Below are 12017 nucleotides of genomic sequence, written 5' to 3' on the forward strand. Positions count from 1 at the left end.
CTTCACCGCCTGCCGCAGGCTTTGCTCATTTCATCAGCCCCGGCGCTGCCATGGCCTCGGCCACCAGTCGACTGCCCTCGGCGGTGAGGTGTGCGTCATCGATAATCAGCGGATCGCCGTGCGCCCCGAGATAGCGGCATTGCGGATCGCACAACTGGCGCAGCGGCGAGAAATAGTGGGCCGCGTAGCGCGCGGCGAGCGCGGCCATGCGCTGGTCGAGCAGCGCGCGATCGGGTTTGAGGAAAGCGTCGGCGATCCGCGGGTTCCCGCGCGCCGCGCCGATCGCCAGCAGCCGCGGGACGAATTTCTCGAAGGCAGGAAACGGCCCGACCAGCAGCACCGCCTGCTTACGCTCGGCGAGCAGCGCAAGGCTGGCTTCGAGCGGTGCGAGATCGCCTTCCTCCCAGTAGCCCGCCAGCACCAGCAAGTCATAATTGCCCGCGGCGATGCGCCGCTTGTAGGCGTCCTCGATCAGGCGGTGGCAGAAGAAATAGCGCTCGGCGCGCGCGCCGGTGACGGGACGACAGCCCGCTACCGTCAACTGGCTCACCGCGCTGCCCGGAAAGGCCGCCTGCAGCCCCGGCACCAGCATTGCAGCGTGGCTGTCGCCCAGCACCAGCACCCGCGGCCGGCCATCGTCGGGCAGCAGGCAGGCCGCCTCGTCGAGCTGCTGGCTCTTATGGTGGATAAAGCAGCTCCCGGTTCGGAACACCTGATCGATCGGGTAATCGAGCGCGCGCGCCAGGTCATTGGAACGCTGGCTGAAACGCCCCGGCCACCCGCCGCTGGCAAGCAGCATGGCCGCACTCGCCGCAAGCACCGCGGCCACGCCGCCCGAAATCAGCGCAAGCCGGGCAAAGGGCACGGTGCGCTGGCGCGCCGGAGCCTCGACGAAGCGCGCGCTGAGCGTCGCCAGCACCACCGAAATCGCCGTCGCCGCCAGCTGCAGGGGCCAGTCGAGTCGCGGTGCCGGAAGACCCAGCAGCAGGAACACGATCACCGGCCAGTGCCACAGATAGAGCGAATAGGAGATCGCGCCCAGCCAGGTCATGCCCGGCAGCGACAGCGCGCGGCCGGTCAGCGATGGCCCTGCCTTGCCCGCCAGCACGATCGCCGCTGCACCCGCACAGGGGATCAGCGCACGCCAGCCCGGAAAGGGATCGGCGGTATCAAGCAGCACGATCGCCGCAGCGATGAGCAAAAGGCCGCTGAGCGCCAGAATCTCGCGCAGCACCCGCAAACGCAGCAAGGGCACCGTCGTGATCGCCGTCAACACCCCGGCCAGAAACTCCCAGACCCGCGCCGGCAGGAGGTAGAAGCTCGCCTCGGGATAGGCCAGCGAGCACGCCGCCGACAGAACCGCAACCCCGACCAGCCCAAACCACAAGCCCGCCCGTCCGAAACGCAGCAGCGCCAGCATCAGCAAGGGCAGCAGCAGATAGAACTGCCATTCCACCCCCAGCGTCCACAGATGCAGCAGCGGCACTTCGCCGCTTTCGCTGTATTCAAACTGTGCGCGGTAGAAATGGATGTTCGCTGCAAACACCAGCGCGGCAAGCAGGGTTTCGGCATAGTTGGCCAGCTCCGCCGGCAGCAGCAGCAGCATCGCCGCCAGCGTGCTCGCCGCGAGCACCACCAGCAGCGCGGGCACCAGCCGCCGCACGCGACGGGCGTAGAAGTGGGCCAAGCTGAAGCGTCCCGCCTCGTGCTCGCGCAGCACGATGCCGCCAATCAGATAGCCCGAAATAACATAGAACACGTCCACCCCGACGAAGCCGCCGGAAAATCCGTCGAGCCCGAGATGGAACAGCAGCACCGCCAGCACCGCAACGGCCCGCAACCCCTGAATATCGGGGCGATACCCGGCGTCCGGCGAAGCCACGCCTATCGGCATCAGCCCTCACACCAATTATTGCGCGGGATGCCGAGCAGGCCGAGAACGGCGGTCAGGTCGCCGCGGTCGATCCGGCCATTGGCCGCGGCGCGCGCCTTGGGCTTGGCACGATAGGCAAAGCCGTAGGTGGCGGCGGAAAGCATCGGGATATCATTGGCCCCGTCGCCGGTGGCAAGGCTGATCCGCCCGCCCGCGGCCTCCTCGCGCAGCACGGCGGCCTTGACGGCGCTGTCGGTGATCTCGCCCACCAGGCGCCCGGTGAGCCTGCCGCCTGCCACCTCGAGCCGGTTACCCACCACCCTGTCGAACCCGAGCATGGACCCCACCGGATCTGCGAAATGGTGGAAGCCGCCGGTCACCAGCACGGTCCGCACGCCGCTTGCGGCCAGCGTCGCCACCAGCGTGCGGGCGCCCGGCTCCGGCCTGATCCGCTCGGCCAGGCAAGCGCTGATCGCGCCTTGCTCCAGCCCTTCGAGCAGCGCCACGCGTTCGCGCAGGGCGGCGCTGAAATCGAGTTCGCCCTGCATTGCGCGTTCGGTGATCGCCGCGATCTGCGGCTTGATTCCGGCATAATCGGCCAGCTCGTCGATGCATTCTTGGCCGATCATGGTCGAATCCATGTCGGAGACGAACACCTGCGGCAGCGTGATCGGCCCCTGGCTCACCAACATGTCGGCAGGGGCGAAGAACCGGTCGAGCGCGGCAAGCACGGTTTCCGCTGCGCCGTCGGAAAAGCGCAGCTCCAGCGTTTCACCGTCGGCCAGCAAATCGGCCGTGGCGAGCGCGATGCCTTGCGCGCGCAAAGCGACGGCCAGCGCATCAAGGCGTGTTTCCCTTGTCGCCGTGTCTGCTATCAGCCGGGCAATGAGCATCGTGACTTCTCCTGCACCCCCCGTCGCGCTCATTGCAGGGCCGACCGCCAGCGGCAAGAGCGCGATTGCGCTCGAACTCGCGCGGGCGCTTGCCGAGGTCGGGCAGCGGGGTGTGATCGTCAACGCCGATTCCGCACAGGTCTATGCCGATCTGCGCATCCTTTCCGCGCGTCCATCCGAGGAGGACATGGACGGGATCGAGCACCGCCTGTTTGGCGCCTGGGACGGCAGCGAGGCGTGCTCGGCAGCCGCCTGGGCGGCGCGCGCCAAGGCGGAGATCGCCGCTATTCACGCGGCGGGCGGTGTGCCGATTCTGGTCGGCGGCACCGGCCTTTACCTCAAGGTCCTGTTCGAAGGCATCGCCCCGATTCCCGAGATCGATCCTGCCATCCGTGCCTTCGTACGCGCGCTCGATGCGGATGCGGCCTACAAACTCCTCCAGATCGAAGACCCGCAGCGCGCGGCCGAGCTAGACCCGGGCGATGGCCAGCGCATCGCCCGTGCGCTGGAGGTGAAACGCTCGACCGGGGTGACGCTGGCCGAATGGCAGCTCGCCAGGGCGGGTGGCATCGGCGAGGACGTGACCGTGCACCCGCTGGTGCTGCTGCCCGATCGCACCTGGCTTTACGCACGTTGCGATATGCGGTTCGAGGCCATGCTGGATGAAGGCGCGATTGCCGAGGTCGAGACGCTGCTCGCGCGCGGGCTCGATCCCGATCTGCCGGTGATGCGCGCCATCGGGGTGCCCGAGATCGCCGCTTTCCTGCGCGGCGAGATCGACGCGGAGGCGATGATCGCCGCCGGACAGCAGGCCACCCGCAACTACGCCAAGCGCCAGTTCACCTGGTTCCGGCGCCAGCCGCCGACCGAGTGGCTCCGGGTCGATCCAGGGCCTGCATTCGAAAATATCGATTTTGATGCTCAATTCGCATCATTATTACGCAATTAGGGGTTGACTTATTAGATTATAACCCGTAGCGGCAGCCCCACGCGGTCCGATGCGCACCCCCCGGCATCGGGCCGGTTTTGTTGTCAGGCACCCGCGCGAATTGTCCGCCGGCTGCCGTTCAAGCTTTGGAGTTTCCCGTGCCCGGCCAGCCGGATCAAGCCCAGCCCGACAGCGCCCGAAGCGCTCCCAGCAGCGGCGCCGCGATCCTTGTGCAATGCTTGATCGACCAAGGCGTCGAATACGTGTTCGGCTATCCGGGCGGCGCGGTGCTGCCGATCTACGACGAGCTGTTCGGGGACGAGCGGATCCGCCATATTCTGGTGCGCCACGAAGCCGGCGCGGCCCATGCCGCCGAAGGCTATGCCCGCGCCACCGGCAAGCCGGGCGTGGTGCTCGTCACCTCCGGCCCGGGCGCGACCAACGCGATCACCGGCATTGCCGATGCGTGGATGGATTCGATCCCGCTCGTCGTCATCACCGGCCAGGTGCCGACCGGTCTGATCGGAACCGACGCCTTTCAGGAAGCCGACACCATCGGCATCACCCGCCACTGCACCAAGCACAATTATCTGGTGAAGGACCCGGCCGATCTCGCCGCGACCATCGCCGAGGCGTTCCGCATCGCCACCACCGGCCGCCCCGGTCCGGTGGTGATCGACATTCCCAAGGACGTGCAGATCGCCGTGCCCAGCGAACGCCGCGCCTTCGTGCGCCCCGGCTCGCACCGCTACGCCCCGCAGATGGTCGCGCCGGCCGAGCAGATTGACGCGGCGATCGAGATGATCGCCAATGCCGAACGCCCGATCTTCTACACCGGTGGCGGCGTGATCAATTCCGGCCCGCGGGCGAGCGCCTTGCTGCGCCAGTTGCAAAATCTCACCGGTGCGCCGGTCACTTCCACGCTCATGGGCCTTGGCGCCTTCCCCTCGCACCATCCGGACTGGCTCGGGATGCTGGGAATGCACGGCACCTATGAAGCCAACATGGCGATGAACAAGTGCGACGTGATGGTGTGCATCGGCGCGCGCTTCGATGATCGGGTGACGGGCCGGCTTGACGCTTTCTCGCCGGATTCGAAGAAGATCCACATCGATATCGACCGTTCCTCGATCAACAAGACGGTCGCGGTCGATCTCGGCATCCTCGGCGATTGCGCCGCGGTGTTGGGCCAGCTGGTCGAAGCGTGGGGCACGCGCAAGCCGCGTGACCTCGGCGAGTGGAAGGCCCGCATCGCCGGGTGGCGGGCGCGCGAATGCCTCGCCTATCCCGAACGGTCGGCCAAGCACCCGAACATGATCATGCCGCAGAAGGCGATCGAGCGGCTCTACGCCCTCACGCGCGAGCGCGAGCCGATCATCTCCACCGAAGTCGGCCAGCACCAGATGTGGGCTGCGCAGTATTTCGGCTTCGATGCCCCCAACAAGTGGCTCACCTCGGGCGGTTTGGGCACCATGGGCTATGGCCTGCCGGCCGCGATCGGCGCGCAGCTCGGCCACCCCGATGCGCTGGTGATCGACATTGCGGGCGAGGCCAGCATCCAGATGAACATCCAGGAGATGGGCACCGCGAGCCAGTATCGTCTGCCGGTCAAGGTGTTCATCCTCAATAATGAGTACATGGGCATGGTCCGCCAGTGGCAGGAACTGACCTACGAAAGCCGCTACTCGAATTCCTATTCGGACAGCCTGCCCGATTTCGTGCGTCTCGCCGAAGCCTATGGCTGGAAGGGCATCCGCATCCATGACGAGAGCGAGCTCGACGCGGGCATCGCCGCAATGCTCGCCCATGATGGGCCGGTGATGGTCGACTGCCTCGTCGCGCAGGATGCCAACTGCCTGCCGATGATCCCCTCGGGCGCGGCGCATACCGACATGATCCTCCACGGCGACAAGGTCGACGGGACGATGGACGACGAAGCCAAGGCGCTGGTCTAGGAAACGCACATGCCCCTGAAGATTGCGGAAAGCCCTTCCGAGCGCCACGTGCTTGCTGTCACGGTCGACAACGAGCCGGGGATCCTCGCCAAGATCACCGGGCTGTTCACCGCCCGCGGCTATAATATCGACAGCCTGACCGTGGCCGATATCACCGAGGATCACGCGGTCAGCCGCATCACCATTGTCACCAACGGCCCGCCGCAGGTGATCGATCAGATCGAGGCGCAGCTCGAACGCCTGGTGCCGGTGCACAAGGTCACCGATCTCACCACCGCCGGCCCGCATGTCGAGCGTGAACTCGCGCTGATCAAGGTCGCCGGAACGGGCGAGAAGCGGGTCGAGGCGCTGCGCCTGGCCGATATCTTCCGCGCCCGCCCCGTGGATACCACCACCGAAAGCTTCATCTTCGAAATCACTGGACCGCCCGACAAGGTCGACAGCTTCATCGCCCTGATGCGCCAGCTGGGGCTGGTCGAAGTCGGCCGCACCGGGATCGTGGGCATGATGCGCGGGGCGCAGGGCGCCTGAATCTTCCTAACCGAATACAAAGCACAAGAGAGAATAGCGATGAAAGTCTTTTACGATGCCGACGCCGATCTCGATCTGATCAAGCCCAAGAAGGTCGCGATCCTTGGCTATGGCTCGCAGGGCCATGCCCATGCCCAGAACCTGCGCGATTCCGGCGTTGCCGAAGTCGCCATCGCCCTGCGCGAGGGTTCGGCCACCGCGAAGAAGGCCGAGGCCGCGGGCTTCAGGGTGCTTTCCAACACCGAGGCCGCGCAGTGGGCCGACATCATCATGATCCTCGCGCCTGACGAGCATCAGGCCGCGATCTGGGAGAACGACCTCAAGGGCCACATGAAGCCCGGTGCCGCGCTCGCCTTCGCGCACGGGCTCAACATCCACTTCGGCCTGATCGAGCCGCCGTCGGACATCGACGTCATCATGATCGCCCCCAAGGGCCCGGGTCACACCGTGCGTTCGGAATATGTCAAGGGCGGCGGCGTGCCATGCCTCATCGCCGTCCATCAGGACGCGAGCGGCGCGGCGCATGACCTCGCTCTTGCCTATGCATCGGCTGTCGGTGGCGGGCGTTCGGGCATCATCGAAACCAGCTTCCGCGAGGAATGCGAGACCGACCTGTTCGGCGAGCAGGCGGTGCTCTGCGGCGGCATCACCCATCTGATCCAGGCCGGGTTCGAAACGCTGGTCGAGGCCGGTTACGCCCCCGAAATGGCCTATTTCGAATGCCTCCACGAAACCAAGCTGATCGTCGATCTGCTCTATGAAGGCGGGATCGCGAATATGCGCTATTCGATCTCGAACACCGCCGAATACGGCGACATCACAACGGGTCCGCGCATCATCACGGATGAAACCAAGGCCGAGATGAAGCGCGTGCTCGCCGACATCCAGTCGGGCCGGTTCGTCAAGAACTTCGTGCTCGACAACCGTGCCGGCCAGCCCGAACTGAAGGCTGCGCGCAAACGGGCCGCCGCCCATCCGATCGAGCAGACCGGCGAGAAGCTGCGCGCGATGATGCCGTGGATCACCGCCAACAAGCTGGTCGATAAGGCCAAGAACTGACCATGGGCGCAAGCCGGTGCGGCGCAGCGGGCTTGCCCGCGGCCGCGCCTGCTGCAAAAGCACGCTCATGCGCCTTGCCGATTGCCACAATATCGACGATTTCCGGCGGCTGGCGAAGGCCCGCCTGCCCTTCCCCGTGTTCGACTATATCGATGGCGCGGCCGATGACGAGCTGACCAAGGCGCGCAACACCGCGGCCTTTGCCACGGCGGATCTGGTGCCCGACGTGCTCGCCGGGGTGGAGGTGATCGACACCTCCTGCACCATCCTCGGGCGCAAGTCGGCCCTGCCGCTGATGCTCTCGCCCACCGCGGTCCAGCGCGCCTTCCATTGGCAGGGCGAAACGGCGGTGGCCAGAGCCGCGGAGAAATTCGGCCTGTGGTTCGGCATCTCCAGCCTTGCCACGCGCAGCATCGAGGAAATCGCTGCGCTCACCAGCGGCCCCAAGCTGTTCCAGCTCTACGTCCACAAGGACAAGGGCCTCAACACCCACATGATCGAGCGCTGCCGGGCGGCGAAGTTCGATGCGCTGGCGCTGACGGTCGATACCATCGTTTCCGGCAAGCGCGAGCGCTGCCTGCGCTCCGGCTTCACCACCCCGCCGCGCTTCACCTTGCCAAGCATCTGGAGCTACGCCACCCGCCCGCGCTGGACGCTCGATTATATCTTTCGCGAGAAGTTCCGCCTGCCCAATCTCGACACCCATGTCGCCGAGGGCACCAACAAGGCGGTCAGCATCGCCGAATATTTCAACACCATGCTCGACACCGCGATGGACTGGGACACCGCCGCCGCAATCCGCCAGCAATGGGGCGGCCCTTTCGTGCTCAAGGGCGTGATGAGCGCCGCCGATGCGCGCCGGGCGGTGGCGATCGGGGCGGATGCGATCATGGTCTCGAACCATGGCGGCAGGCAGCTCGATGGCAGCCGCGCCCCCTTCGACCAGCTGCCCGAGATCGTCGATGCGGTCGGCGGGCAGATCGAGATCATCTGCGATGGCGGGGTGCGGCGCGGCACCCATGTGCTCAAGGCGCTGTGCAACGGGGCGACCGCGGCCTCGGGCGGGCGGCTCTATCTCTATGCCCTAGCCGCGGCGGGGCAGAAGGGCGTCGAACGCGCGCTCGGCATCCTCAAGGACGAGATCGAGCGCGGAATGCGGCTGATGGGGGTGACCACGGTGGGCCAGCTCACGAGCGACCGGTTGCGCTTCCGATAGCCAGATCTTCGCTCGCCAATGCGTGCCGGCAGGCGAAAATGTCATGATCCGGTAAAATTGCGCGCGCTTGAAGCGGCCAAACCACATTGACGGACCATCCCATGCCCAAGCTTTCGTCTGCCTTGCTTGCCCTTCCCCTTGCGCTCTTGCTTGCCGCTTGCGGCAGCGATCCCGACACGACAGCCAATGATGCCGACAGCTTTGCCGCACGCATCAATCGCAAGGCGGCGCCCGGCGCGCCCCCGGCGCCTGCGGCCACCGCCACCCCGGCCATCGCCAAGCCCCTGCCGGGCGCCGCACCCGGCGCCTTTGCCGCCGGAACCCTGACCGATCCCGCCGCCAAGACCTGCGGCGCCAACCTGATGGGTCCTTTCATCGGCAAGCCGGCGGATCAGTCCACCCGCGCCGCAATCGTCAGGACGCTCGGCCGCAGCGACAACCTGCGCTTCGTCGTGTTCGGCAGCGTCGACACCGTCAATCCCGATCCCACCAATCCGCGCCTCAGCTTGATGCTCGACGCGCAGAACATCATCCGCGATGCGCGCTGCGGATAGAGCGCGTCGGCAATTGGGCACAATCCCGGCTTGCGCTCGACGCAATAATGAGCAAAGGCTGAGGCCATGACGCGGAACGGACTTGCGCTGCTTCGACTTATGCGCCCTTGGGCGTAGGTAGCCGCGCGCACAGGACGCGAGCGGCCCGCTCCCAAGGGTAACCCGCCGCACCTTCCCGTTCCCATCGCGACGAGCTTCTTTCCATGCCCATGCTCCGTGACCCTTCCGTCAAATATCGTCCCTTCGGTCGGATCGATCTGCCTGACCGCCAGTGGCCCAGCCGCCTGATCGAGAAGGCGCCGCGCTGGCTCTCGACCGATCTGCGCGACGGCAACCAGTCGATCATCGACCCGATGGACGCGGTAAAGAAGCGCCGCTTCTTCGATCTGCTGGTCGAGATCGGCCTGAAGGAAATCGAGATCGGCTTCCCGAGCGCGGGGGCGACAGAATTCGATTTCATCGCCGGCCTGGTGCGCTCGGGCGACATTCCCGAGGATGTCACCGTGCAGGTGCTGACGCAAAGCCGCGAAGACCTTATCCGCACCTCCTTCGAAAGTCTCGAAGGCGCGCGCGCGGCCATCGTTCACCTCTACAACGCCGTCAGTCCGGCATGGCGCGACATCGTGTTCCGCATGAGCAAGGACGAGGTGAAGGCCATCGCCGTCACCGGGGCCAAGGTGATGCGTGATCAGGCCGCGCGCTTCCCCGAAACCGATTGGCACTTCCAGTACAGTCCCGAAACCTTCTCCACCGCCGAACTCGACTTCTCGATTGAGGTCTGCGCAGCGGTGATGGAGGTGCTCCAGCCGACGCCTGAACACCCCATCATCCTCAACCTGCCCGCCACGGTCGAGGCGGCGACGCCCAACGTCTATGCCGACCAGATCGAATATTTCTGCCGTCACCTTCCGGGCCGCGACCGCGCGGTAATCAGCTTGCACACCCACAACGACCGCGGCACCGGCGTTGCGGCGGCGGAACTTGGGCTGATGGCGGGCGCAGACCGGGTCGAGGGCTGCCTGTTCGGCAATGGCGAGCGCACCGGCAATTGCTGCCTCGTGACGATGGCGCTCAACCTCTACACGCAGGGGGTCGATCCCGGTCTCGATTTCTCGGACATCGACCGGGTGATCGAGACGGTCGAATATTGCAACGACATCCCCGTCCACCAACGCCACCCCTATGGCGGCGAGCTGGTCTATACTGCCTTTTCCGGCAGCCATCAGGACGCGATCAAGAAGGGCTTCGAGGCCCGCGAGCGGCAGAACGACGAGCAATGGCGCGTGCCCTATCTGCCGATCGATCCGGCCGATCTCGGACGCAGCTACGAAGCGGTGATCCGGGTCAATTCGCAGTCCGGCAAAGGCGGCTTCGCCTGGGTGCTGGAGAAGGATCAGGGGCTCAAGCTGCCCAAGAAGATGCAGGCCGATTTCTCCAAGCACGTCCAGCGCCTGGCTGACGAACTGGGCCGCGAACTGGGCGCCGCCGATATCTGGGACGCCTTCCGCAAGGCCTACCACGTCAAGACCCACCCGAAGCACTTCCAGCTGGTGCGCTATGAGGAAAGCCGCACCGCCGACGGCACGCGGATCTTTGCCGGCACCATCGCGGTCAATGGGGTGGAGCAGAGCGTGTCGGGCCGCGGCAACGGGCTGATCTCCAGCGTGATGGGCACCCTGCGCGAGGTCTTCGGAGTGGAGCTGGAGGTGGTCGACTACACCGAGCACGCGCTTGGACAAGGCACTGATGCGCGCGCGGCGGCCTATCTCGAATGCCGCGGGGCCGATGGCAGCACCGTGTGGGGCTGCGGGATCGACGAGGACATCGCCACCGCCAGCGTGCGCGCGGTGCTTTCGGCTGCCAATGTCGCGGTGGCGCGCAAGGCAGGATAAGGCCAATGCCCCTTGCGCATCGCGCATCGGGCATTGGTTAGGCCCTTGCAGCGCCTGAGCAAATCCGGCGCGTGATGCGCCAGCATCCCAGCGCGCTCGTTCCAGACCGCTTCGCCCGCTTGTCTGCCGGCCGGTTTGCCCGCAATCTCCGCCGCGCGTGCAAGCAGGGAGGAAGCAGGCGTGGCGCAGATGGATGTGATGGAACAGGAACCTCTCGCACCGCAGCCGCGACCGCAGGTGGCGGGCGATCTCGCCTTTGCCGATCTCGGCAAGGCGCTGGCGGCGGGATGGCACGATTTTCTCGCCATGCCGCAATTCGGGCTATTCTTCGGCGGGGTCTATGTGCTGGCTGGCCTGGCGATGGGCTGGGCTGCGATTGCCACCGGTGAGCCGAGCTGGCTGATCCCGGCCATGGCAGGCTTTCCGTTGGTCGCGCCGTTCGTCGCGGTCGGCCTCTACGAAGCCAGCCGTCGGCGCGAGGCCGGCGAGCCATTGTCCTGGCGCGCGGTGCTCGGCGCGCTCAAGGGCCACGGCGATGACCAGATCCTGTCGATGGGCGTGATCGTCTTCGTCGCCTTCTCGTTCTGGATGATTGTTGCGCACGCGATCTTCGCGGTTTTCATGGGTGAAAGCGGACTGGGCAGCGATTCGCTCGCGGCCCTGGCCACTCCTGCCGGGCTGATGATGCTCGCGATCGGCAGCGCAGTCGGGGCGGTGATGGCCTTTGCCTTTTACGCCATGACCGTGATCAGCCTGCCGATGCTGGTCGAGCGCAGGGTCGATTTCCTCACCGCGATCATCGCCAGCCTGAAGGTCGTGCGCAGCAATCGAACGGTGATGCTCGGCTGGGCGGCGATCATTGCCGCGGTGCTGTTTGCGGCGATGGCCCCGGCGTTCATGGGCCTGCTGGCGGCACTGCCGGTGCTCGGCCATGCGACCTGGCACCTCTATCGCCGGGCGGTAGTCTGAGCGATTTCCTAACCGCGGCGCGGGCTCTATCAATTGAGGAATGACGCTTGCCCATCCTGCCGTTAGTGATGCTCTGATAAGGCGCGGCGCGAGGCGCGGGATTTCTGGTTCTGGACAGTGTCTCATGTGTCTCCAACACGCGCGCAA

General features: G+C 66.1%; 10 protein-coding genes. 8 read left to right on the top strand and 2 right to left on the bottom strand.

All coding sequences use genetic code 11. The annotated features are described in order from the left end of the window. Positions 1–25 precede the first annotated feature (25 nt). Complete coding sequence (locus BZF61_RS08530) at positions 26–1882, bottom strand: acyltransferase family protein (protein WP_158094078.1); 1857 nt, start codon at positions 1880–1882, stop codon at positions 26–28. Positions 1883–1893: 11 nt separating this feature from the next. Then, positions 1894–2766, bottom strand: a complete 873-nt coding sequence (gene serB / locus BZF61_RS08535; protein ID WP_086618501.1) for a phosphoserine phosphatase SerB — start codon at positions 2764–2766, stop codon at positions 1894–1896. Here serB and miaA point away from each other — a divergent pair. The 8 genes from miaA (at position 2759) to BZF61_RS08575 (ending at position 11870) form a co-directional block, all read left to right on the top strand. Continuing rightward, on the top strand, positions 2759–3715 hold the full coding sequence (gene miaA / locus BZF61_RS08540; protein WP_086618503.1) for a tRNA (adenosine(37)-N6)-dimethylallyltransferase MiaA: 957 nt from the start codon (positions 2759–2761) through the stop codon (positions 3713–3715). The genes serB and miaA overlap by 8 nt on opposite strands. Positions 3716–3852: 137 nt before the next feature. Next, the gene (gene ilvB, locus BZF61_RS08545) at positions 3853–5649 is read left to right on the top strand and encodes a biosynthetic-type acetolactate synthase large subunit (protein WP_086618504.1); all 1797 of its coding nucleotides are present in this window, start codon (positions 3853–3855) and stop codon (positions 5647–5649) included. Between the two features lie 9 nt (positions 5650–5658). Further along, positions 5659–6180 (top strand): acetolactate synthase small subunit, encoded by a 522-nt coding sequence (gene ilvN / locus BZF61_RS08550; RefSeq protein ID WP_086618506.1) that lies wholly within the window; start codon positions 5659–5661, stop codon positions 6178–6180. Positions 6181–6219: 39 nt separating this feature from the next. Further along, positions 6220–7239: a ketol-acid reductoisomerase gene (gene ilvC / locus BZF61_RS08555; protein ID WP_086618508.1), complete on the top strand. Its 1020-nt coding sequence runs from the start codon at positions 6220–6222 to the stop codon at positions 7237–7239. 67 nt (positions 7240–7306) lie between these two features. Then, positions 7307–8455, top strand: a complete 1149-nt coding sequence (locus tag BZF61_RS08560; RefSeq protein WP_086618509.1) for an alpha-hydroxy acid oxidase — start codon at positions 7307–7309, stop codon at positions 8453–8455. A 101-nt stretch (positions 8456–8556) separates the two neighbouring features. Continuing rightward, positions 8557–9009 (top strand): hypothetical protein, encoded by a 453-nt coding sequence (locus BZF61_RS08565; RefSeq protein ID WP_086618511.1) that lies wholly within the window; start codon positions 8557–8559, stop codon positions 9007–9009. A gap of 203 nt (positions 9010–9212) precedes the next feature. Beyond that, positions 9213–10901: a 2-isopropylmalate synthase gene (gene leuA / locus BZF61_RS08570; protein ID WP_086618512.1), complete on the top strand. Its 1689-nt coding sequence runs from the start codon at positions 9213–9215 to the stop codon at positions 10899–10901. 189 nt (positions 10902–11090) lie between these two features. Then, a complete protein-coding gene (locus BZF61_RS08575; RefSeq protein WP_211276750.1) occupies positions 11091–11870 on the top strand; it encodes a DUF2189 domain-containing protein in 780 nt (259 codons plus the stop codon). Positions 11871–12017: the final 147 nt, after the last annotated feature.

The organism is Erythrobacter tepidarius (assembly GCF_002155695.1).
GTDB classification, from domain to species: domain Bacteria; phylum Pseudomonadota; class Alphaproteobacteria; order Sphingomonadales; family Sphingomonadaceae; genus Erythrobacter; species Erythrobacter tepidarius.